This is a genomic window from Ruegeria lacuscaerulensis, assembly GCF_013034745.1.
GTDB classification, from domain to species: Bacteria; Pseudomonadota; Alphaproteobacteria; order Rhodobacterales; family Rhodobacteraceae; genus Ruegeria; species Ruegeria lacuscaerulensis_B.
This window is the reverse complement of record NZ_WQGP01000007.1, coordinates 168,114-191,146: the sequence shown is the minus strand read 5'-3', so window position 1 is coordinate 191,146 and position 23,033 is coordinate 168,114. Positions and strand designations below refer to the sequence as shown.

General features: G+C 59.3%; 24 protein-coding genes. 8 read left to right on the top strand and 16 right to left on the bottom strand.

Translation table 11 applies throughout. From position 1 onward, the window contains the following. Positions 1 to 2: 2 nt before the first annotated feature. The 3 genes from zwf to GOV79_RS15335 form a co-directional block, all read right to left on the bottom strand. Positions 3 to 1,448 carry a glucose-6-phosphate dehydrogenase gene (gene zwf / locus GOV79_RS15345; protein WP_170790414.1) on the bottom strand — a complete coding sequence of 482 codons (1,446 nt, stop codon included), beginning with the start codon at positions 1,446 to 1,448 and terminating at the stop codon, positions 3 to 5. A gap of 127 nt (positions 1,449 to 1,575) precedes the next feature. Further along, positions 1,576 to 3,819 carry a phosphoenolpyruvate--protein phosphotransferase gene (gene ptsP / locus GOV79_RS15340; RefSeq protein WP_170790413.1) on the bottom strand — a complete coding sequence of 748 codons (2,244 nt, stop codon included), beginning with the start codon at positions 3,817 to 3,819 and terminating at the stop codon, positions 1,576 to 1,578. Between the two features lie 46 nt (positions 3,820 to 3,865). Further along, entirely contained in the window at positions 3,866 to 5,104 is a 1,239-nt protein-coding gene (locus GOV79_RS15335) for an aspartate kinase (protein WP_170782841.1), read from the bottom strand. 166 nt (positions 5,105 to 5,270) lie between these two features. On the opposite strand from GOV79_RS15335, the gene GOV79_RS15330 reads away from it, so the two are divergent. Next, entirely contained in the window at positions 5,271 to 5,627 is a 357-nt protein-coding gene (locus GOV79_RS15330; RefSeq protein ID WP_170790412.1) for a hypothetical protein, read from the top strand. Between the two features lie 8 nt (positions 5,628 to 5,635). Here GOV79_RS15330 and GOV79_RS15325 read toward each other — a convergent pair whose 3' ends face one another. The 4 genes from GOV79_RS15325 to GOV79_RS15310 form a co-directional block, all read right to left on the bottom strand. Then, entirely contained in the window at positions 5,636 to 6,091 is a 456-nt protein-coding gene (locus tag GOV79_RS15325; RefSeq protein WP_170790411.1) for a DUF1178 family protein, read from the bottom strand. Between the two features lie 69 nt (positions 6,092 to 6,160). Further along, positions 6,161 to 6,619 (bottom strand): NUDIX hydrolase, encoded by a 459-nt coding sequence (locus tag GOV79_RS15320; protein WP_170790410.1) that lies wholly within the window; start codon positions 6,617 to 6,619, stop codon positions 6,161 to 6,163. A 106-nt stretch (positions 6,620 to 6,725) separates the two neighbouring features. After that, complete coding sequence (locus GOV79_RS15315; protein WP_170790409.1) at positions 6,726 to 7,469, bottom strand: EcsC family protein; 744 nt, start codon at positions 7,467 to 7,469, stop codon at positions 6,726 to 6,728. Positions 7,470 to 7,522: 53 nt separating this feature from the next. Then, a complete protein-coding gene (locus GOV79_RS15310; RefSeq protein WP_170790408.1) occupies positions 7,523 to 8,017 on the bottom strand; it encodes a GNAT family N-acetyltransferase in 495 nt (164 codons plus the stop codon). Between the two features lie 72 nt (positions 8,018 to 8,089). Between GOV79_RS15310 and GOV79_RS15305 the strand changes: the two genes are divergently transcribed. After that, complete coding sequence (locus tag GOV79_RS15305; RefSeq protein ID WP_170782847.1) at positions 8,090 to 8,695, top strand: flavin reductase family protein; 606 nt, start codon at positions 8,090 to 8,092, stop codon at positions 8,693 to 8,695. A 133-nt stretch (positions 8,696 to 8,828) separates the two neighbouring features. Here the strand turns inward: GOV79_RS15305 and GOV79_RS15300 are convergent, their stop codons facing one another. Beyond that, entirely contained in the window at positions 8,829 to 10,463 is a 1,635-nt protein-coding gene (locus GOV79_RS15300; protein WP_170790407.1) for a SulP family inorganic anion transporter, read from the bottom strand. 163 nt (positions 10,464 to 10,626) lie between these two features. Between GOV79_RS15300 and GOV79_RS15295 the strand changes: the two genes are divergently transcribed. Next, positions 10,627 to 11,184, top strand: coding sequence for a hypothetical protein (locus GOV79_RS15295; protein ID WP_170790406.1), 558 nt, complete (start codon positions 10,627 to 10,629; stop codon positions 11,182 to 11,184). A gap of 76 nt (positions 11,185 to 11,260) precedes the next feature. Further along, positions 11,261 to 12,133, top strand: a complete 873-nt coding sequence (locus GOV79_RS15290; protein ID WP_170770009.1) for an S-methyl-5'-thioadenosine phosphorylase — start codon at positions 11,261 to 11,263, stop codon at positions 12,131 to 12,133. Positions 12,134 to 12,136: 3 nt separating this feature from the next. Here GOV79_RS15290 and GOV79_RS15285 read toward each other — a convergent pair whose 3' ends face one another. After that, complete coding sequence (locus GOV79_RS15285) at positions 12,137 to 12,994, bottom strand: alpha/beta hydrolase (protein WP_170790405.1); 858 nt, start codon at positions 12,992 to 12,994, stop codon at positions 12,137 to 12,139. 241 nt (positions 12,995 to 13,235) lie between these two features. Here GOV79_RS15285 and GOV79_RS15280 point away from each other — a divergent pair, with 241 nt between their 5' ends. Continuing rightward, positions 13,236 to 14,252: a DUF418 domain-containing protein gene (locus tag GOV79_RS15280; protein ID WP_170790404.1), complete on the top strand. Its 1,017-nt coding sequence runs from the start codon at positions 13,236 to 13,238 to the stop codon at positions 14,250 to 14,252. A 52-nt stretch (positions 14,253 to 14,304) separates the two neighbouring features. Next, complete coding sequence (locus tag GOV79_RS15275) at positions 14,305 to 14,934, top strand: LysE family translocator (protein ID WP_170770006.1); 630 nt, start codon at positions 14,305 to 14,307, stop codon at positions 14,932 to 14,934. Here GOV79_RS15275 and GOV79_RS15270 read toward each other — a convergent pair. Next, positions 14,931 to 15,113 carry a hypothetical protein gene (locus GOV79_RS15270; RefSeq protein ID WP_170770005.1) on the bottom strand — a complete coding sequence of 61 codons (183 nt, stop codon included), beginning with the start codon at positions 15,111 to 15,113 and terminating at the stop codon, positions 14,931 to 14,933. The two genes, GOV79_RS15275 and GOV79_RS15270, sit on opposite strands and share 4 nt — an antisense overlap. 312 nt (positions 15,114 to 15,425) lie before the next feature. Here GOV79_RS15270 and GOV79_RS15265 point away from each other — a divergent pair, with 312 nt between their 5' ends. Both GOV79_RS15265 and GOV79_RS15260 read left to right on the top strand, forming a co-directional pair. Next, positions 15,426 to 15,965: an adenine phosphoribosyltransferase gene (locus GOV79_RS15265; protein WP_170770004.1), complete on the top strand. Its 540-nt coding sequence runs from the start codon at positions 15,426 to 15,428 to the stop codon at positions 15,963 to 15,965. Between the two features lie 170 nt (positions 15,966 to 16,135). Next, positions 16,136 to 16,615 carry a fasciclin domain-containing protein gene (locus GOV79_RS15260; protein WP_170770003.1) on the top strand — a complete coding sequence of 160 codons (480 nt, stop codon included), beginning with the start codon at positions 16,136 to 16,138 and terminating at the stop codon, positions 16,613 to 16,615. Positions 16,616 to 16,649: 34 nt separating this feature from the next. Here GOV79_RS15260 and GOV79_RS15255 read toward each other — a convergent pair whose 3' ends face one another. The 6 genes from GOV79_RS15255 to GOV79_RS15230 form a co-directional block, all read right to left on the bottom strand. Continuing rightward, positions 16,650 to 18,065 (bottom strand): FAD-binding oxidoreductase, encoded by a 1,416-nt coding sequence (locus GOV79_RS15255; RefSeq protein WP_170790403.1) that lies wholly within the window; start codon positions 18,063 to 18,065, stop codon positions 16,650 to 16,652. A 38-nt stretch (positions 18,066 to 18,103) separates the two neighbouring features. Continuing rightward, positions 18,104 to 18,922 carry an MBL fold metallo-hydrolase gene (locus tag GOV79_RS15250; RefSeq protein WP_170790402.1) on the bottom strand — a complete coding sequence of 273 codons (819 nt, stop codon included), beginning with the start codon at positions 18,920 to 18,922 and terminating at the stop codon, positions 18,104 to 18,106. 102 nt (positions 18,923 to 19,024) lie between these two features. Then, a complete protein-coding gene (locus GOV79_RS15245) occupies positions 19,025 to 19,609 on the bottom strand; it encodes a GNAT family N-acetyltransferase (RefSeq protein ID WP_170770610.1) in 585 nt (194 codons plus the stop codon). Next, positions 19,609 to 20,871 (bottom strand): M16 family metallopeptidase, encoded by a 1,263-nt coding sequence (locus GOV79_RS15240; protein ID WP_170790401.1) that lies wholly within the window; start codon positions 20,869 to 20,871, stop codon positions 19,609 to 19,611. The genes GOV79_RS15245 and GOV79_RS15240 overlap by 1 nt, the downstream gene beginning before the upstream one ends. Then, positions 20,868 to 22,256, bottom strand: a complete 1,389-nt coding sequence (gene thrC / locus GOV79_RS15235) for a threonine synthase (protein WP_170790400.1) — start codon at positions 22,254 to 22,256, stop codon at positions 20,868 to 20,870. Before thrC ends, GOV79_RS15240 begins: the two co-directional genes overlap by 4 nt. Beyond that, on the bottom strand, positions 22,253 to 22,930 hold the full coding sequence (locus tag GOV79_RS15230; protein ID WP_170790399.1) for an SURF1 family protein: 678 nt from the start codon (positions 22,928 to 22,930) through the stop codon (positions 22,253 to 22,255). Before GOV79_RS15230 ends, thrC begins: the two co-directional genes overlap by 4 nt. Between the last annotated feature and the right edge of the window lie 103 nt (positions 22,931 to 23,033).

Genomic DNA, 23,033 nt, shown 5'->3' with positions numbered 1-23,033 from the left:
GATTACCCTCCGATCTGACGCCAGCGGCGTCCGTCCCGATGCATCAGCATCAGGGCTTCCTCTGGGCCAGAACTACCCTGATCGTATTTAGCGGGCCGGTCACCACGCTGTTCCCAGCCGCTTATGATAGGATCGACCCAGGCCCAGGCGGCCTCGGCCTCATCGCCGCGCATGAACAGGGTCTGGTCGCCGCGAATGACGTCCATGACCAGTCGCTCATAGGCGTCCTGTGCCCGCGCATCTGCGCCCAGCGCCTCAGCAAAGCTCATATCCAGCGCCACATCAGACAGACGGAAGCCGCCCGGGCCGGGGTCTTTTATCGTAGTGCGCAGGGTAATGCCTTCGTCGGGTTGAAGGCGGATCACCAGCACGTTGCCATGCAGAGGGCCAACATTCGGGAAAATCGTATGCGGCGGGTCGCGGAAGAAAACCGCAATCTCGGATTCACGGGCTCGCAGGCGCTTGCCCGTGCGCAGATAAAACGGCACCCCGGCCCAGCGCCAGTTGCCAATATGCGCCTTGAGCGCAATGTAGCTTTCGGTGCGGCTGGCCGGATCTCCTACATGGTCCAGATAGCCGTCGCCACCCTTGTCGGTACGGTACTGACCTCGGGCGATATCCCTTGCGTCGACCGGTTCTAAAGCTTCGATCACTTTCACCTTTTCATCGCGCACCGCGTTGGGCGCGAATTTCGACGGAGGCTCCATCGCCGTCAGACATAGAAGTTGTACCAGATGGTTCTGGATCATATCCCGCATCGCGCCGGATTGGTCGTAGTAGGCCCCGCGCCCTTCGACCCCGACGGTTTCAGCGACGGTGATCTGAACGTGGTCGACATGAGTGGCGTTCCACAGCGGCTCGAACAGGGAATTGGCAAAGCGCAAGGCCATCAGGTTCTGCACCGTTTCCTTGCCCAAATAATGGTCGATACGGTAAATCTGATGTTCCTCGAAACAGGCGCGCAGCCCTTCGTTTAGCGCCTTGGCCGAGGCCAGATCGTGCCCGAACGGCTTTTCCACGACGATCCGGCTGTCAGGCGTTGCCACGCCGTGGTCGTTCAGGCGTTGTGCAATCCCGGAAAACAGGCTGGGACCGACCGACAGGTAAAAGGCGCGCACCACGTCCGGGCGCAGCATTTTGGCTAGCTCTGGCCAGCCTTTGTTCCCCAGTGCATCCACCGAGACATATTCGACCTGTGCCAGAAACCGATCCAGCACATCCTTTTTGAACTCCGGCGCGAATTCCTTCATCGACGCGCGGACCTGATCTCGGAACGCGGCGCTGTCGATATCCGAGCGCGCGGTGCCGATCACCCGGGCCTCGGGCGGCATCTGGCCGACCTCGAAGCGATGATACAGGCCGGGCAGGATCTTGCGCTGCGCCAGATCTCCGGTCGCGCCAAACAGCACCAGATCGAAGGGATTAACCGGGATTACGCGTGAAACCATCGACAGGCTCCTTCAGAACTCACTGGACTTACCAGCTATGTTATCGCTAACATTCACCGCCGACCTAATGAAATCCGACGCATAAATCAACACCGGATTTGAAATTAGTTTCAAAAACCCTGCCCGCTTAGCCCTGATTGCGCAGCCACTCCATGACGGCGGGGCGCACGGATTGTTCGCCCCGGTGCCGCGCATCTGCGATGATCTTGCGCAGAGATTGCAGATCAGCCCGTAACAGAACGCTTTTCACCGGCCCGATTGAGGCCGGCCGCATCGACAGCGACCGGATGCCCATCGCAGCAAGGCAAAGCGCTTCGACCGGTCGGCCGGCATCCTCACCGCAGAACGACAGTGGCGTGTTCGAGATGTTGCAGCGTTCAACGATGCGTTCAATGAAGCTGAGGAAGCTGACATTCAGCGTATCATAGCGGCGGCGCACCAGTTCGTTCTCGCGGTCAGCTGCAAAGAAGAACTGTTTCAGGTCATTGCCTCCGATCGAGACAAAATCCACCTCATCAAAGAACTTCTGCGGCGCAAAAGCCAGCGAGGGCGTTTCCAGCATCGCTCCAACTTCGATCTTTTCCGGCAGGACGTGACCCAGACGCTTTTCGCGTTCAATGGTCTTGTTGACCTCCCATCTGGCATCACGGAATTCGTCAGCTTGTGCCACAAATGGGAACATGATCGTCAGCGGGCGGCCATTGGCAGCGCGCATCAAAGCCTGCAACTGCATCCGCATCACGCCGCGCTTGTCCAGCCCCACCCGAATTGCGCGCCAACCCAGCGCGGGGTTGGGTTCTTCCACGTGTTTCATGTAGGGCAGAACCTTGTCCGAACCGATGTCCAGCGTCCGGAACACCACGCGCATTTCGCCCGCCGCGTCCAGAACCCGCTGATACTGCGTCACAAGCTCGGACCGTTTCGGCATCTGATTGCGGATCAGGAATTGCAACTCGGTCCGAAACAGGCCTACGCCCTCGGCCCCCGAATTGCCCAGCGAGGGCAAATCCGCCATCAGACCCGCATTCATCACCAGATTAATCCGCTCGCCATCACGGGTCACACAAGGCGTTTCGCGGATCGAGGCATATCTCTCTTGCGCCTGCGCCTGCATGGCGATCTTGTCGCGGAAGGCAGTGACGACGGAATCTTCGGGGCGCAGATGGACGCTGCCGTTGTCACCGTCAACAAGGATGTGATCCCCGTTCAACGCCTCGGTCGTAATTCGGCCCACATGCACAACCAGCGGAATCGCCAAGGCCCGCGCCACAATCGTTGCGTGGCTTCCGACCGAGCCTTCTTCCAGCACAATCCCTTTCAACGACCTGCCATATTCCAGCAAGTCTCCGGGCCCGATATTCCGAGCGATCAGGATCGGGTCAGGCGGCAAATCCGCGCCATTGGTGTTGCCTTGCCCGGTGAGAATACGCAGCAGACGGTTGCTAAGGTCGTCCAGATCAGCCAAACGTTCGCGCAGGTAGGGATCCGTTACTTGCCCCATCCGCACCCGGGCCTGCGATTGCTCCTTTTCGACAGCCGCCTCGGCGCTCAAGCCGCGAGCGATGTCTTCCTCCATCCGGCGCATCCAGCCCTTGGAATTCGCGAACATCCGGTAGGCTTCCAGCACCTGCAACTGCTCGGTATCGCCATCCTTTGATATCTCGAGCATCTTGTCGACGCCGACCCGCAATTCATCGACAGCCTCGGTCAGCCGCTCACGTTCGCGATGAGGGTCTTCGGCAATGGGGTTGGTGACCACCACGCGCGGCTCGTGCAACCAGACATGGCCCTCGGCCGAGCCTTCCTGCGCCGGGCCGCCGCTCAGCTGTACCGATTGCTGGTGTCGTGGCGACAGAGCCGCACCCTCACCCACAAAGGCACCCAGTTCGGTCATCTCGGCCAGCACCATGGCGACTACTTCCAGCGCATAGACCTCGTCCGCCGAGTATTCCCGCGCGTCGCGGGATTGGACCACCAGAACACCAAGTTTTTCACCCAGACGTTGGATCGGCACACCCAGGAAAGACGAGAATCTCTCTTCCCCGGTTTCAGGCATATAACGGAAACCCTTGGCGGCAGGCGCATTCGGTGTATTCACGATTTTGCCGAACTTAGCTACACGACCCACAAGCCCCTCACCCATGCGCATTCGGGTCTTATGAACAGCCTCGGGTGACAACCCTTCGGTCGCGCAGAGCTCCAATGTGTCTTCATCGCGAAACAGATAGATCGAGCACACTTCGGCCCGGATACTATCGGCGATCAGGTGGGTGATCCGGTCAAGACGTTCCTGACCGGCGGCCTCGCTCGCCATCTCTTCGCGCAGCCGCCCAAGCAGCTTGCGGGATTCAGTTTCGGTACCGTCCGCCATGGCCCACCCAAATTAGTGCGTCAGGCAAGACCTTTGGCTGAAACGCTCAGGCCGCCTTGTCCAGTTCAAAGGCATCATGCAGTGCCTGAACCGCAAGTTCCATGTATTTCCTGTCCACAAGGACGGAAATTTTAATCTCGGAGGTTGTGATGACCTTGATGTTGATCCCCTCATCCGAGAGAATTTTGAACATCTTGGCCGCAACACCCGATTGCGACCGCATGCCGATGCCAACCACCGAAACCTTGCAGACGTCTTCGTCGGCGACCAGTTCGGCATAGTTCAACTCACCCGCATCCTTGATCGCCAGCAATGCCTTTTCGGCGCGTGCCACCTGATCGGTCGGGCACGAGAACGTCATGTCGGTGCGTCCCTCGTCCGAGATGTTCTGCACGATCATGTCCACATTTACGCCCTCATCGCTGAGCGCGGTAAAGATGATCGAGGCGATGCCGGGGCGGTCTGCCACGGACACGACGGTCATCTTAGCTTCGTCGCGGGAATAGGCCACACCGGCCACAACATTGGATTCCATGATATCCTCCTCATCGACGACCAGCGTACCGGCCTCGTCGGATTGTTCTTCGAAACTTGAGAGAACGCGCAGTTTCACCTTGTAGCGCATCGCCAGCTCGACCGAGCGGGTTTGCAGCACCTTGGCCCCCAGCGAGGCCAATTCGAGCATTTCCTCGAACGAAATCTTGTCCAGCTTGCGCGCCTTTTCACAGATGCGCGGGTCGGTGGTATAGACGCCGTCCACATCCGTATAGATGTCGCAGCGCTCCGCACCAAAAGCTGCGGCAAAGGCCACCGCCGTCGTGTCCGATCCACCGCGACCCAGCGTGGTGATGCGGCCTTCGGGGCTGATGCCCTGGAACCCGGCGACGACGGCAACGCGCATGCCTTCGCCGAATTTCTGGTTCAGGTTCTCGGTCGGGATTTCCTCGATCCGGGCCTGGCTGTGGGCGCTGGTGGTCATCAGCGGCACCTGCCAGCCCTGCCAGCTGCGGGCGGGGATATCCATTTCCTGAAGCGTCAGCGCCATCAAGCCGGCGGTCACATTCTCGCCCGAGGACACAACAGCATCATATTCGCGCGCATCAAACAACGGAGAGGTTTCGTTCACCCAGCCTACCAACTCATTGGTTTTGCCGGACATGGCCGAGACGATGACAATGACGTCATAGCCCTTTGCCACCTCGACGCCGATACGTTTCGCAGCGCGACGGATGCGGTCCAGGTTGGCGACAGATGTGCCGCCGAATTTCATCACGAGTACGGGCATGGGGGCTGGTGTCTCCGCGCCTTGGAATTCAGATCCCGAGCGTCTTATGTCAGGGGGGCCGCAAGGGCAAGTGTTCAAAACCTTTTCCACTGCGGTCTAACGGGTGCTTTACATCCCCCCACCACGGTGTCAGCTTGGCCCCGTTCCATTTGTGAAGAGGTTCCCCATGCCCCGCCTAGCCCTTGCTTTTGTCTTGTTGTCCGCACCCGCTTTGGCTCAGCAAGCCTCGCTTGCCGCAACAGATGGGCAGAACGCGCTTGGAACCGTACCCTGTGCCACCAATGCGGGTGAACCGCTGCGCAGCTGCAACGCCGAGCTGCGCCATCGCGACGATGGACGGATAACTCTGGCAGTTGGCATGGGCAATGGCGAGGTACGCAACATCTATTTCGCCGACGGCATCCCAGAATCCACCGATTCCGCCGCGCGCCTCAGCTATGAGACGCAGGGAAACGTCATGGTGATCTTCGTTGACCCCGGCGAGGTCTACGAAATCCCCACGGCGGCGTTGGCCCCTCGGTAAACTTAGGATCAGTTGCTTTTGCGGCTGGGGATAAAGGGCAAGGGCGCGACAGGAACGCCGTCCTCAATCAGGGCCTTGGCCTCTTCGGGTTTGGCTTCACCATAGATAGCCCGTTCTGGGGCATCGCCCAAATGCATCTTGCGTGCCTCGGACGCGAAATCCTTACCCACGTAGTCCGAGTTTTCCTCGACCTTGCGCCGCAACTCGGACAGCGCCTTCTCAAGCTCGGCGGGTGGAACCGACATCTCGACCGGGTTTTCTTCCTTGGCAGGTGTTTCGTTGCGCGCCTCGACCTTTCGGGCTGGGCGCACACGCGGGGTCATGATCGCCTTTTCAACGCAAGCGTCGCCACAGATGGCACAGACCACCATGCCTGCCCCGGCAAGCTTGTCGTAAGCGGCGGCCGATTGGAACCAACTGTCAAACGCGTGGCCCTGGCTGCATTTCAAGGCGTATTGAATCATGATCCGTCCAGATTGCGATTGCCGAATAGATACTGACCATCAAAACAATGACAAGCCCCAGTCTGCAGATCAATGCGACTGCGTTGCCACCTGCCGTAACATTTGGGCGAGTTCAGGCTGATCCACCCGCGCTGCCGCTTCCTGCATCGAAAACCATGCGCGCTCACGATCACCGCATTCGGGATAGCGCTCCGATAAGGACACTACTATCAGCGGAAATACATCCACCAGGCAAAGGACCGCTCCTTTTTTGCGCCGTTGTTTTATGTGCGTGTACCGCCCGATCATCTCAGCCGAACAGACCCCACGCACGCCCGCTTCTTCCCAGGCTTCCTGCCGCGCTGCCTCGGACGAAGACATCCCCTTGATCAATCCGCCCTTGGGAATAATCCAGCGGCCCGACCTACGAGTTGTGATCAGCAAAACTTCGGGGGCGCCCGCACGTAAACGGTAACACAATGCGGCGGATTGTTGTAGAACCGGAATCCTGTCCGATTCCGGCGGTTGATACCGCCATAGCCTGCTCATGCCCTGTGCCCCTTTCAACGCCTGCGACGCCCAAAGCTTTGGTTTTTGTACTTATTTAGAGGGTCGTCGCAGAACCACTACCATACTTGGCGAACTCCACCAAGCGTCACATGCGTGCGGCCAGTTTTCGCACAAGATCGTCATGCGGGATATCGGCATCACTGGCCAATCGGCGCAAACCGAAATGCACGCGGGCGATACGCTGGTAATAGCGTGTGTAGACATAATTCGTCCCACCCCCAGCAAGCGCCCCCAAAACAGGTACGGATTGCGCGGCGAGTTTTTGCCCCAGCACCACCGCCAGTTTCGGCGCGACGGTGGCGATCAGCTTTTGAAGGGCCGGTCCGGTCAACGTCATCCGAGCTGAAAAAAACCCGAAATCCGCACCATCGTCGAAGGACAGCGGACCCGCCGCGGACAGAACCTGCACACAATCGAATTTCACACCGTCTTCCGATGGGTCAAACCCTTCTCGTGCCGCAGCACCTTGTATGGCGCGCAACAGCATCGTGGTCGTTGCGGGCAATTCCACCAAAGAGGTCGACACTCCGCCCACACCGCCTGCTGCGCCCATGGCCGTGGTCACAGCCGTATTCACCCAAGGTCGTTGATCCGGCACCGCCCTGCGCGACCCTTCGGCGGCATGCATGGCCAGCCAAAGCGCCTGCTCGGTTGCGCCAGTCAACGCCTCTCGCACTGACGGGGGCAGTTGATCCAGCAAGGTTTCCGCAGATCCGCCCAGACTGTTGAGCAACCGAACACCCGGCCCACCCGCCGAGCGGTAGTACCCGGCCAGCCGGTCCAACTCTGCCTCGGCATCCAGTTTTTCGACAAGAACAACGTTCTGCATGCGTGCCCTCCTGTCCTAAAAAGATCGGCACTATGCCCCGTTTTTTCAATAGCTCATCGGTCCCAACGCGTTACAGGACCTTTGACATCCGTCCACGCGTCCAAGGCAAGCTCAGCACCCAGAACCCGTTCGGGATTGGTGGGCGGCGGCATCTCAACTCCGGTCAGGCGGGCGAAGCCGAAACGACTGTAATAAGGTGCATCGCCCACCAGCATCACCCGCTCCCATCCTCTGGTAAGACCTGCCTGCAAGCCCTCGTGTATGAGGAAACCGCCCAAGCCCTCCCCCTGATGGGTGGGGTGCACGGCCACCGGCCCCAGCAACAACGCATCGAAGGTCCCCACATGAACGGGCCAGAACCGGATCGCCCCCGCCAAAATGCCCTCACCATCTCGGGCCACTAGAGACAAGCCCTCAACCGGCGGAACATCATCGCGCAACCGGTACGAGGACAGCGCCTCGCGCCCAGGCGCAAAGCACAGGTCGTACAAAGCCTCGACCTCCCACCAATCGTCCGGGTCCTCCGGCTTGATCGTGAATTGCTGCACCCCTGCCCTCTTTTCCTTGCTGGAATTCGCCCTAGCACTTCGTTACGCCTTGGGCAAACGCTTGGAGTTCATATGTTCTATCGCCCCGAAGACGGCCACGGCCTGCCGCATAACCCTTTCAACGCCATCATAACCCCGCGCCCGATTGGCTGGATCTCTTCCCGCGACGGCGATGGGATCAACAATCTGGCACCGTACTCCTTCTTCAACGGGGTCGCGTATACACCGCCACAGGTGATGTTTGCCACGACCGGGACGAAACCCGACCAAGACGGCGGCAAAGACAGTCTCGCCAATATCGAAGCAACAGGCGTTTTCTGCGTCAACGTTGTCGCCCATGCGCATCGTGATGCGATGAACGCCAGCTCTGCCGGGTTACCAAAACATGTGGATGAATTCGGCCACGCAGGTTTGACTGCAGTGGAGTGCGAGACGATCCCATGTGCTAGGGTTCAGGACGCGCCCGCCGCCCTGGAATGCAAGCTGACCCAGATCGTCACACTGCCCGGCGCGGCGAACCGCGTTGTTTTCGGCGAAGTCACCGGTGTCCACCTGCGCGATGACTGTTTGAAGGATGGCAAGTTCGACGTCACGGCGTTTCAGCCACTGGCGCGGCTCGGATACCGCGACTATTCGGTGGTTACTGAACTGTTCTCACTCAACCGCCCGGATGACTGAGCGTATAGGGGGCGCTGCCCCCGCCGCCTATTCGGCGACTCCCCCGGGATATTTATAGCCAGATGAAGCAGGGGATCCTCCGTTCATCTGGCCCCAAATATCCCGGAGCGCGAGGCGGAGCCTCGCTAAATCCTCAGTGACCGCCCAGAATGCCGGTGCGAACTGAATAATCGACCGCGATTTCATAATCAGGGTCATCGTCGCTATCGACCATAAGGTGACCGGCTTTGTTCAGCAGCTTGTGGCAATCTCGACTCAGGTGGCGCAGCATCACGCGTTTACCGGCCGCTTCGTATTTGCCAGCGATGTTTTCGATCGCCTGAAGGGCAGATTGATCGACCACACGGCTTTCGGCGAAATCCACTATGACGGTCTCGGGATCATTCGGGACATCGAAAAGTTCGACAAATCCGTCAGAAGAACCAAAGAACAGAGGGCCTTGGATTTCATAGACTTTCGCACCTTTCTCTGTTTCAGAATCCCGCGTAATCGCATGGATGCGCTTGGCGTTGTTCCAGGCATAGGCCAGAGCCGAGACGATGACGCCGACGACAACTGCAACCGCAAGGTCCTCCATCACCGTAACAACCGTCACCAGCACGATGACGAACGCATCCATCAGGGGCACTTTGCGCATGATGTTGAACGAGTTCCAAGCGAAGGTACCGATGACCACCATGAACATCACGCCGACCAATGCGGCCAGCGGAATCTGCTCGATCAGCGGGGACGCGAAAAGGATGAAAATCAACAAAAACAAGGCTGCCGCGATGCCAGCGATTCGAGTTCGACCACCGGATTTCACGTTGATCATCGACTGGCCGATCATCGCGCAGCCGCCCATGCCACCGAAGAACCCGGTAGCGACGTTGGACACGCCTTGCGCGATGCATTCCTGTGACGCTCCGCCCCGTTTGCCCGTGATTTCACCCACAAGATTAAGGGTCAGCAGCGATTCAATCAGGCCGATGGCGGCCAGAATGACGGCGTAGGGCAGGATGATTTCAATGGTTTCCCAGGTCAGCGGCACCATCGGAATGTGGAAAGGCGGCAGGCCGCCTTCGATCGAGGCCAGATCGCCTACGCGCGGTACATCCAGGCCAAAGCCGATCACCAGCGCGGCAACAACGACAATCCCGGCCAGAGGGGCCGGAACAACACGCGTGATGCGCGGCATGACCCAAATCACCGCCATGGTCAGCGCGACCAGGCCCAACATGGTGTAAAGCTGCAGACCCGAAAGCCACTCACCTCCGCCCATGCCGTGGCCGGTGTTCTCCATTGTGCCCGGAACCTTGAACTGCCCAAGCTGCGCCAGAAAGATCACGATCGCCAGCCCGTTTACAAAGCCCAACATCACCGGATGCGGCACCAAGCGGATAAACCGGCCCCAATGCATGGCCCCGGCAATCACTTGCAGGATGCCCATCAGAACCACGGTCGCAAACAGGTATTCCACGCCATGCTCCGCCACCAGCGCCACCATCACAACCGCCAAGGCCCCGGTCGCACCCGAGATCATGCCCGGACGCCCGCCGATCAGCGCCGTGATCAGGCCGACCATGAAGGCAGCATAGAGGCCAACCAACGGATGCACGCCTGCGACAAAGGCAAATGCCACCGCTTCGGGCACCAGCGCAAGGGCCACGGTCAGGCCAGACAGCAGTTCGATCCGCAAACGGGACGGTGTCAGCCCTTCATCCGGCACCCAACGCAGGTCGGGTTTGGCAATACGGTTGGCAAAGCTTGCCAGCATGGCTCGGGGCATGGAATGTCCTGTCGGTTGATCTGCGCGCGAAAGGGGCCTTCTACCTGTCATCCGCTCTCTGAGCCACCGCATCAAGCGGGAGGCTGCTATGCACGGGGCGCATAGCCGGTATCTCACAAAGTCGTGAGTTGAACCTGCCACACCGGGGGCACACCTTTGCGCCATGCTATGGCTGATCTTGTTTATTCTGACCCCTATTGCTGCCTTGGCGCAGGATTTGCAGGGCAATGACACTGCCAGCAACTGGCGTGTGACCCATTATGAAACCTACGGGGTCTGGAACTCCATCTGCGATGAGCGCGAGGAATACGGCGCGCTCAAGCAACGCTGTTACATTCGCCGGGCCGAGGTGTTTTCGCTGCGCCCGAAATTTGGAGCACAGTTCATCTTTATCACCCCTGCCCCGGATGGCGTGGAGATCGAGTTCGGTATCGAGCCCGGCACGTTGTTCTGGCCATCCGGCTTTCGGATCGATGGAAAGGACGGAGCGGTTTGGCGCACGCGCAGACCTGGATGTCTGACCGGGTTGAACTGCACGTTTGACGGCGTCGGTGCGGATGAGATCGTTGAAGCCATGCTGAAGGGCGAGGCCTATCGGTTCGAATTCCGCGACAGGCATGGGCAGGCACAGGACCTAACATGGCCATTGCAGGAATTCAGCCCCGCTTGGGCGGATTTCCAACAACAGGCGCAGGCGCGCAATCTGTTGACGTCACAATAAGCCGCATTGCCCCTTGTCAGCCGTCGTCGCTCGGCGCACAAATCCTTCAACTCGCACAACAACTCGGAGAAAGCACGTGACCCAGACCAAGATAGCCGTCATCGGCGGATCAGGCATCTACGACATTGACGGGTTGGAAAATGCAGAATGGATCACTGTCGAGACGCCCTGGGGAGACCCTTCAGACCAGATCCTGACCGGGTCATTGGACGGTGTTGCAATGGCGTTCCTGCCCCGCCATGGGCGCGGCCACGTGCACTCTCCGACCGAGGTACCCTATCGCGCCAATATCGACGCGTTGAAACGGCTGGGTGTCACCGATGTGATCTCGGTCTCTGCCTGCGGGTCGTTTCGCGATCATATGGCACCGGGGGACTTCGTGATCGTAGATCAGTTCATCGACCGGACCTTTGCGCGCGAGAAAAGCTTTTTCGGCACCGGTTGCGTGGCGCATGTCAGCGTGGCCCATCCAACCTGCCCGCGCCTGTCGGATGCGTGTGAAACCGCAGGCAAGGCCGCCGGGATCAATATCCACCGCGGTGGCACCTATCTGGCGATGGAAGGCCCGCAATTCTCATCGCTGGCGGAATCCAAAATGTACCGCGAACACTGGGGCTGTGACGTGATCGGCATGACCAACATGCCTGAGGCCAAGCTCGCCCGCGAGGCCGAGCTGTGCTACGCCTCAATCGCGATGGTCACGGATTACGACAGTTGGCACCCTGACCACGGCGAGGTTGACGTCACCGCCATTATCGCCACCCTGACCGGCAACGCGGAAAAAGGCAGGGCCCTGGTCAAAGGGTTGCCCGTGCTTTTGGGGGCAGACCGTGCCCCCTGCCCGCATGGATGTGACCGTGCGTTGGAATACGCCATTCTGACAGCACCGGAAAAACGTGACCCGGCCCTGCTGGCCAAACTGGATGCGGTGGCCGGGCGGATCCTTTGACCGCTAATTGATCAGCGCCTGTTGTACTTGATCCCATAGGCCGTAGGACCAGAGGTCGTTATGCATACCGTCGGGAATGATGAAAAGCTGCGCGTTGTCTCCGGCCATTTCGGCCAGAGACTGCCCGTGGTGGACCGGGATGGTCGTGTCCGCCGTGCCGTGGAAGATCAGCGTTGGCACGCTGACTTGATCAATCAGGTCGCGGGTTGCGAATTGGTCCTTCATAAGGGCTGAGACCGGCAGGAACGGATAACGTTCAGCTGCGACATCGACCGTTGCGGTGAACGGTGCCTCCAACACCAACAGGCGTGCATCAGGGCGCTGCGCGGCCACGGCGGCGGCAACGCCGGTCCCAAGGCTTTGCCCATGCAGAACGACCGAGTGACCCGCCGCAGCAAGGCGGTCATACATCTGGATCCCATCGCCGATCAGCGCCGGTTCAGAGGGCGTGCCCTCACTACCCGGAAAGCCGCGATAGCTGGGGGCGAACAGGCCGAAACCACTGTTGAGGATTTCACGCATCCGATCTGCGCGATCCCCCAGGCTGCCGGATTGACCATGGAAAAACAGCACTGTAGGCGCGCCTTCTGTGGCCGGAGGAGCCGTCCAAACAGCCAGCTGGGTACCATCGGCCATGGGCAGTGAAAGCACCTCGACATCCGCCAGACCGACCGTAGCCGGCGCAGGTAGCGTCTCGCCCGGTTTGAACAACAGCGATTGTTGGTTGGCGTACATATACCCAAGGATCGCGGCATAGACAGCAGCACAGATCGCAACCAACAGGATCAGCGCCCTTTTGAGCCGCGCGCTTGTGAGTACATGCCCCGTGTTGTGCGGATGATCCGTTTGCACCTGTGCCATAGGCCTCCTCCCGGTTGAAATCTGCCTGTTCATAGACTGGGAACCCTGCCCTGTGTTTCAAGGCGCGACCGCGCGGTTTAATGCAATCTTCAGACTGTTGCGGAAATACCGCCCTGTGCGCGGGTTGGATAGGGTCAAGGTTGAAAACAGGCGCAGCCGCTCGCGATTTGTTTACAGGGTGCAGCCGCACTTGCGCCACAAAGACCCAGCAGAACCGCAGGCGACAACTATGAGGACAAGCATGAAACGGTTAGAGGCACTGGACGCAGCCCGGTTTTTGGCGTTCTGCGGTATGGTGTTGGTTAATTTCCGGATCGCGGCGCAGGTTGCGCCAGATGGCGGCTGGGCGACGGCTCTGGTCGATGCGCTGGAGGGGCGTGCAGCGGCCTTGTTCGTGATCCTGGCCGGGATCGGCATCAGCCTGTCACACATCGCGGCCCCTCTGCTGCTGCGGCGTGCTTTGTTCCTTTTTGGATTGGGGCTGATCAACATGAACGTGTTTGACGCCGACATCCTGCATTTCTACGCATTGTATTTTGTGGTCGGCGCAGCGTTTTTGACCGCCTCGGCGCGAAGCCTTTGGTTGGGCGCTCTGGGTATCGTCGGGTTGGCTGTACTGGCCAATCTGACCTTCGACTACAGCAATGGATGGAACTGGGCGACCCTGACGTATAACGACCTCTGGACTTTACCCGGTTTTCTGCGCAACGCGGTCTTCAACGGCTGGCATCCGGTTTTGCCATGGGCTGCGTTCCTGCTGATTGGCATGGCAATTGGGCGGTCAGAACTCCACACGATCTGTATCCAACACCGCCTGATCATGTGGGGGTTCGGCGCAGCCGTGCTTGCAATGTTTCCTTCGATGCTGGTCAAGGACCCTGACCTGGTCGCTTACCTGGGCACCGAATCCATTCCGCCCGGACCATTCTATATCCTCGCCGGAACCGGATCGGCCTGCGTGGTGATCGGGCTGCTGCTGAAACTGTGGCCAAAGCTCAAACGCTTGGGCGTCGCATCAGCTTTGACAGCGCCGGGGCGGATCAGCCTGACACTGTATGTCGCGCATATCCTGATCGGTATGGGCGCGCTAGAGGAAGCAGATCTGCTGGACGGCTCTCTCTCCCCCGCTCAGATTGTCTTCTATGCGCTGGGCTTTTGCATACTGTCTTCACTGGCGGGCCTGCTTTGGTCGCGTTGGTTCACGCGTGGACCGCTTGAGGGCCTGATGCGTCGCATGACTCAGCCACGTGCGGCTTGACCTTCTCGGTATCGCAGGGCTTTCTGGCGGTACTATTCTGACAGGAGCCCCCATGTCCCTTGATCTCTGGCTGGCCTTTGTGGCTGCCTCGACTGCACTGTTGCTGATTCCCGGGCCGACCGTCCTGCTGGTGCTAAGTTATGCTCTGTCGAAAGGACGCAGCGTTGCCGTGGCCTCGGCCACTGGCGTTGCCGTCGGAGATCTGATCGCCATGACCGCGTCTTTGCTGGGCTTAGGCGCACTGGTGCTGGCCTCGGCCACCTTGTTTTCGGTCCTGAAATGGGTGGGGGCAGCCTATCTGATCTGGCTTGGCATCAAATTGCTGCGCAGCGCCCCATCCGGTGGGTTGAGCACCGTCGAGACCAGCCGGGACGTCACTGCCCGCAGCGTGTTCGGTCACGCAGCAGCCGTGACGGCGCTAAACCCGAAATCCATTGCATTTTTCATTGCGTTCGTGCCGCAATTCCTGCGCCCCTCGGACCCTCTGGGCCCGCAATTCATCATCCTGATCGCCACATTCGTCGGACTCGCTTGGCTGAACGCGCTAGCCTATGCGCTGCTGGCAGATCGGCTGCGGGTGATGATCGGACGAGCGGGCGTGATCACTGCCATGACCCGGTTCGGAGGGCTGGCCCTGATCGGAATGGGTGTCGCGACTGCGGTTTTGCGCCGTCCAGCCTAGTCTTCGGCGTTTTCCTTCATGAAGCCGCGTATGAACCGCCGAATTTCGCGGGCGGCCGAAGTGTCCAACTCTTTGCACAGTTCGACAAAAGCGTCCCGCTCATCCTTGTCCAGACGCAGGACCAACTGACTGTTTTTCTTGGTAGAACCCTTACCGTCTTTCTTGGCCACGCTGCACATCCCTGACAAAGTCTTGATTCTTCCCGAGATGCATTGTATATACATCGCATAGAAATTGTAGTTATCGAGCACCTAACAATAAATAAGGAATATGGCAATGAACCTTCATGCTGCTCAGGCATTTCTTTTGCAAGACCAGCGCAACTGGCGCAAACCTCACCTAGCTTGGCTGCCCTCGGCGCTGTATCGCTATAAAAGCTTCCCGACCATTCTTGCGGGACGTCATAAATAAACACTCGCAATCAATCCTTGCATGACCGACCCCAATGGGCCAAACAGCCCAGCGTGTTTTGACGCCAAAGGGGTCCTTCCATGTCCAGAAACAAAACGGTCAAGGATTACATCCGAACCATCGTCGATTTCCCCCATGAAGGGATCATGTTCCGGGACGTGACAACGCTGTTCGCCGACCCGCGCGGGTTTCGCATGGCGATTGATCAGATGCTGCACCCTTATGCTGGCGAGCGGATTGACAAGGTTGTGGGGCTTGAGGCCCGCGGCTTCATTCTGGGCGGCGCGATTGCCCACCAACTGAGTGTCGGGTTCGTCCCGATCCGCAAAAAGGGCAAGCTACCCGGCACGACGATCAGCCAAGACTACAAGCTGGAATATGGTGAGGCTATCGTTGAGATCCACGACGACGCGATCCAGCCCGGCGAAAAAATCCTGGTGGTCGATGATCTGCTGGCCACCGGGGGCACAGCTGCCGCCGGGATCAAACTGATCGAAAGATTGGGCGGTGAGATCATCTCTTGCGCGTTCATCATCGACCTACCCGACCTTGGCGGTCGCAAATTGCTGGAGGAGATGGACATGGATGTGCATGTCCTGTGCGAATTCGAAGGTCTCTGACTGCAAACTGATCACAAAGCTGTGAGTTGAAAATTCGTTCTACGCTGGCTTAGCGCAGAGTTTGGCGGCTTCAAGTCAAAGTCATCAACATATTCAGTGATCCTGTTTTGAATAGCGCGCGTACCCCTGTTGATGCCACCAAGGGCATCCCAACAAGGGAACCTTTTATCATGTTTCGCAAATTCGCAATTGCCGGCGTGTCCGGCGCCCTGATCGCCACCGCTGCTTTAGCCGGAGCCAAGAAAGACATAGTGGATACCGCTGTCGGCGCGGGCAGCTTTGAGACTCTGGTCGCTGCTGTTCAGGCCGCCGAGTTGGTGGATACTTTGAAAGGTGAAGGTCCATTTACGGTCTTCGCCCCGACTGACGAAGCCTTCGCAGCCCTGCCTGAAGGGACCGTTGAGTCTCTGCTCAAGCCCGAAAATAAAGATCAACTGGTCGCTGTTCTGACCTATCACGTGGTACCGGGCAAAGTGATGTCGGGTGATCTGTCCGACGATATGAAGGCTGCGACCGTGCAAGGCGGCGACGTGACAATCGATCTGGACAACGGCGTGATGGTAAATGACGCCTCAGTCGTTCAGGCCGATATCGAAACGACGAATGGCGTGATCCACGTTATCGACAAAGTGATCCTGCCATCCTCGTAAAACGGCGCGCGGCTCGGGGGTACCCGGGCCGCACTTATACCGACAAAACAGCCCCGGGGTTCATGATCCCCTTGGGATCAAGCACAGACTTGATCGCCCGCATTGCAGCCAGCTTGGCCGGATCGCCGTAGCGTTCCAGATCATCTGTCTTCAGCCGTCCAATCCCATGCTCTGCGCTGACCGATCCACCGAACTTGTGCACAAGATCGTGGATGGCACGCTTGATCGGGGCCCGCTGCACATCGAAATCAGAGCGATTACGCCCTGCCGGGGGAAACACGTTGTAGTGAAGATTACCGTCCCCCAGATGACCGAAACAGTTGATGCGAAACGGCCCCAACGTGGCAACAACCTCTGCCCCCTGTCGGATAAACGCGGGGATTTCCGAGATCGGCACTGAGATATCATGGCTCGAAACTGAGCCGATCAGCCGGTTCGCCTCGGGGATTCGCTCGCGCACAGCCCAAAGATCAGCCCGCTGCGCCTCGCTTTGCGCGATCACGGCATCCCGGACCAAACCCCTTGCCTCAGACGCTGAATAGAGCGTCTCAAGTGCCTCCTGAGGTGCGATATCGCCGAACAACCCAATCTCGATCAATACGGACCATTCCGGCGGGGATGCAAATGGCTGACGTACACCCGGCAGCACCTCGGACAGAAAGTGCAGCCCCTGCCTGTGGATCAGTTCGAACGTGCTGACACAGTCCCCCAGCTGATCCCGCGCCAGGGCCAACAAATCAATGGCAGCTTCGGGCGACGGGACCTGCACCATCGCCGTTCCAACCCCAGCAGGACACGGCGACAGCTTAAGCGATGCCGCGGTGATGATCCCCAACGTTCCCTCAGACCCGATCAGCAAATTGCGCAGGTCATAACCGGTATTGTCCTTGCGCAACCGGCTGAGCCCATGCCAGATCTCCCCATTGGGCAGAACCGCCTCAAGCCCCAGGCAAAGATCGCGTGCATTGCCATAGCGCAGGACGTTGACCCCACCCGCATTGGTCGCAAGGTTGCCGCCAATCCGGCACGACCCTTCCGCGGCCAGAGACAGAGGAAACAAGCGGATTGCTTGCCGGGCAGCCGCTTGAATATCAGCCAGAACGGCTCCGGCCTCGGCAATCAGAATATTCTCGGTCGGATAAACCGCGCGGATAGCTGTCATCCGCTCCAACGAGATCAACAGCGGCGCAGGCCCATCAGGCATCACCTGCCCACCGACCAGCCCGGTTCCGCCCCCATAAGGCACAACCGGTATCGACGCCGCAGACGCCAACCGTATCAGCGCCGCGACCTCTTCCGTTCGACGCGGGGCCGCGACAAGACCGACCTGTCCTGAAAATCTGCGGCGCGGCTCCTCTGCATATCGCAGCTCGGGAACACGTAAAACGTCATCGCCCAGAGAGTCGCGGATGGATTGAGCAAAGGTTTGGTTAGCAGGATTCAGTCTCATAGGCATTCCTTGACCAACTCCGCCGGACCCGGCAAGCCCTATTCAAGCTCGATCAGATATTGAGGCTCCAGCACCACCACCGTCGGCCGATCCGGCAATGTGCGCAGCGACACAGTCAATTCCGAGATACCATCCCGCTCAACCGGGAACTCATCCCGGATATCGACCAGAAACCGGTCCAGCGAAAAGCCCGAAAACCAATGCATCGGAATAATGACCGAGCTTTTCAACCGCTTCAGCACCTCAATCATCTCGGGCAGAGGCATGGTCGTGCCCCCATCTACCGCGGCCATGACCACGTCCAGCCGCCCCAAGGCTGCGAATTGTTCGTCCGACGGGACATGATGCAAATGCCCCAGATGGCCAATGCACAGCCCCTCGATTTCGAAAACAAAGATAGAGTTTCCGCGCTCCTCAACCCCGCCATAGACCGAACGAATGTCGGTCGAGACATTGCGCACCAGCATCTCACCCAAATCCAGATGATGCTCGATCCCCTGCCCGAACTCCCCCCAACCGGGCAAGACATGCGGAATCGCCGGGTCGGGATGCGCCGTCCAATGGGTGCTATGAGCATGGTTCATCGTGACCACATCCGGGATCAGATCGGCACTGCCAATAAACCCTGTGAAATCCGTCACCGCATTCAACCCGCCCCGCGTCTGAATCAGAAACGAGGCATGGGCGACATAGCTGATCCGCACCGAAAACTCCGGCACCGGGTCCGTCCAGGCGGCTTTGTGAACATACTCAATTCCAGGTGCGGCATCCGCAATGGCAATACAATGGCTTGGCCGCCGCTCCTGCGCCGCAGCCCCACCCGAAATCACCAACAATATCGCAACCACCCAGCGCATAACCCGATACTAGCGCAGATGCGCCGCAAGTCATGCCCCTTGTTCTTCTGTTCAAAAATACCTCGGGGGAGGCGCGGCTTGCCGCGACGGGGGCAGAGCCCCCTAGCCCGCGTCGGTCCTGCCGCGACGGTCCGACCGCAGGCACGCATACAGAACATGCGTCCGCCAACGTCCATTGATCTGCAAATAGGATTGCGCCACGCCCTCATATTTGAAGGCTGACCGCTCCAGCAACCCGCGCGAGGGCTTGTTTTCGGGCAAACACGCCGCCTCGATCCGGCTCAGATCCAAGCGCGTAAAGGCATGATGCACAACTGCCCCGATCGCCTCGCGCATATAGCCGTTCCGCGCATAGGCCTGCCCGGTCCAATACCCCAGTGTTCCCGCCTGCGCAGGACCCCGCCGAATATTGTCCAGCGTGATCGCGCCGACCAGCCGGTCATCCTCGCGCCGGAACAGAAACAGCGGTATCGCCGTCCCGCTCGCGACCGAGCGCTGCGCCCAATAAACCCGGTTGGTAAAAGACTTGCGGCTTAGGTGGTCCTTGGCCCAGATCGGCTCCCACGGAGTGAGAAACTCTTTTGAGGCCCGCCGCAGCGCCGCCCAGTCGTTGAAATCGGAATGCACCGGCGGGCGCAGGCTGAGGCGCGCTGTCTCAAGTTTCAGCTTGCGTCGGCCCAGAAGCATCACGCCGCGCGCCTCTCCTGCAATTCCGCCAATGTGGGCGCGCCCGAGACCGGACCATACAGCGCCAGCGCCGCCGGGGCCTGTATCGCCATGGTTTCGGCAAAGGCACGCACGTCCTCGGTGCTGACCGCATCAATCTTGGCCACGGTATCTTCAAGCGAGGGCACCCGGCCCCAAATCTGCACCAACCGCGCCAGACGCTCAGCCCGGTTCGAGGGGCTTTCAAGCCCCATCAGCATTCCGGCCTTCATCTGCGCACGCGCACGGGCGACCTCTTCGGGGCTCATATCTTCGGCAGCGCGCTTCATCTCGTCGATTGTGATCGTCGCCAGCTCGCCTATCTGATCGGCTGACGTACCTGCATAGATCGTGGTCGTTCCGGTATCCGCATAGGCCCCGGTTTGCGCAAAGATCGTATAGCAGAGCCCGCGTGTCTCGCGCACCTCCTGGAACAAGCGCGATGACATACCCCCACCCAAAGCGGTCGAGTAAATCTGCGCGGTATAGATCGCATCATCACGGTAGCCGGGGCTTTCCAACGCCAGCGCAAAATGCGCCTGTTCTAGCTCTTTCTCCTGTCGCGCTTCGCCGCCGGTGAACTTCGCGGCTTCTGCAATCAACCCCTTGCGCGGTTGCAGATGGCCAAACATCTCTTCGGCCATTTTCATCAGCGCGTCATGATCCACGGCGCCAGCCGCAGATAGGATCATCTGCTCAGGGCCATAGTGTTCAGCCACGAAACCCGACAAGTCCTCGCGCGAAAACGCGCTGACCCGTTCGGACGGTCCCAGAATGGTACGGCCCAGAGGTTGGTCGTGATAGCTCTGCTCTTGCAGCCAATCGAAAATCACGTCGTCGGGCGTGTCATAAGCCTGACCGATCTCTTGCAGGATCACGCCGCGCTCGACCTCGATCTCGCGCGGGTCGAAGATGGGGTTCAGAACGATGTCGCCGATCACGTCCATCGCCAGCGCTACGTCATCTTGCAGAACACGCGCATAATAGGCCGTCACCTCGCGCGAGGTGTAGGCGTTGATATAGCCGCCCACATCCTCGATCGCCTCGGCGATTTGCAAAGCCGAACGTCGCTCGGTTCCCTTGAACGCCATATGCTCAAGGAAATGCGCAATGCCGTTCTGTTCGATCCGCTCGTTCCGCGCACCCGCGGTCACCCAGATGCCGATGGCCGCAGATTGCAGCCCCGGCATGTTCTCACTGACGATCCGAAATCCGTTCTTCAGCTGGTCTTGTCTGACAGTCACTCGGCGATATGCCCTTTGATATGATCCTCGAGGGCACCCAGATCATTTGCAATCCGTGTCACCCGTTCCGGACGTTCATACAGATCAGACATGCGGGATGGAAGAGGCGGATGTTCCCCGCTTGCCTTCTCGACCGCTGCCGGGAATTTCGCCGGGTGGGCGGTGGCCAGAGTGATCATCGGAACCGCCACTGCGCGTTGTTCTTCGGCGACCTTAATTCCAACGGCAGTGTGCGGGCAGACCAGTTCGGCACTGTGGGCCAGCGTGTGTTTGATTGTCGTCAGCGTTTCATCCTCGGACACACGTCCCGAGTCGAAGCTTTCGCGCAGGGCCTCCATCGCGCCCTGACTGACGTTGAAACCCCCGCGTTTCAACTCATCCATCAACTGCGCCACGGCGCTGCCATCCTCGCCATATGCGTAGTAAAGCGCCCGTTCAAAGTTCGAGCTGACCTGAATGTCCATCGACGGGCTGATCGACGGGATAGTGTCGCCCTTGAAATACCCCTCGCCCGACAGGCAGCGATGCAGGATGTCGTTCTGGTTGGTCGCCACAACCAGACGATCAATGGGCAGCCCCATGCGTTTGGCCAGATAGCCCGCGAAGATATCGCCAAAATTGCCGGTGGGCACGGTAAAGCTGACCTTGCGATGCGGTGCCCCCACACTGACAGCCGCCGAGAAGTAATACACGATCTGCGCCAGCACCCGCGCAAAGTTGATCGAGTTCACCCCGGCCAGCTTCACCCCGTCGCGGAAATCGAAATCGTTGAACATATCTTTCAGCGCGGCCTGACAATCGTCAAAATCGCCATCCACGGCCAGCGCATGCACGTTGCTGTCGGCGGGCGTCGTCATCTGACGGCGCTGCACCTCAGAGACACGACCATGGGGGAACAGAATGAACACATCCACCGCGTCCAGCCCCCGGAACGCCTCAATCGCGGCCGAGCCTGTATCGCCACTGGTCGCCCCCACGATGGTCACACGATCATTGCGCCGCTTCAGCGCAACCTGGAACAGCTGGCCGATCAGCTGCATGGCAAAGTCCTTGAAGGCCAGCGTAGGGCCATGGAACAGTTCCAGCAGGAAGTGGTTCTCGTTCAGCTGCTTCAAGGGCGCGCGGGCGTCATGGCCGAAGCCTTCGTAAGCACGGGTGATGATGTCCTTGAACTCCTGCTCGGTGAACGAGCCGCTGACATAGGGCCACATCACACGGAACGCGATCTCTTCATAGGGCAGACCGGCCAGAGCGGCGATCTCATTATGGCTCATCACCGGAATCTCAGCGGGCAGGTACAAGCCGCCATCGCGGGCAAGGCCGGTCAGCATCGCCTCTTCAAAGGTCAGTTCCGGCGCTTGGCCACGGGTCGAGATATATTTCATTGCTCTTCACTCTGTGCAGGGGCGCGGTTGCGCCACAGGAAATAACCGGTCATTGCGGCCCAGACCAGAGCCAGACCAAACCATGTGATTGCATATTGTAGGTGATCGTTTGGAATTCCCGCTGTATCGACCGGCAGAGGCGTGATGCCGGGGTCGGTTTCCGACCGCGCGATCAGCAGGATCGGTTCGGCTCCAAGCACGGCGGCCAGATTGGGCACATCGCGGGCAAACCAGATGTTGTCGTCAATATCGGGTTCGGGCGTGTAGCTGTCGATCTCATCCGGCCAATGCAGGTTGCCGGTTACGGTCATTGGCCCGGTCAGTCGCTCGACCAGTTTCGCCGTGGTGGGCACAAAGCCGCGATCCACCAAAACAGTCCGATCCTCGGTGCTGAACGACTGGATGATCCGATAGCCCGCCCCGACCTGCTTGACCGAGACCAGAACGTGGATCTCCCCCGGCTCCATATCGCCCGAGATTGTCACCGGCAGGTATTTGTCGGTGTCTTCGGAAACGCTCGGCGGCAGGTCCACAGGATCTGCTGCTATGCGCGAGTCGATCTCGGCCAGAACGCCTTCTTTCCAGGCCAAACGCTGCACCTGCCAGACGCCCAGCGACAGCAGCACGCCCAGACCGGCAAGCCCGAAGATCAGCAGGAACAAAATGCGGCGCATAGTCAGGTGAAACCTTGTTACAGAAACCGGCGTCTTGTTAAGGGCAGCGTAATCCCGATTGCAACCACGCAATTGTATGGGGCGCAATCTTGCGCCCCCGATC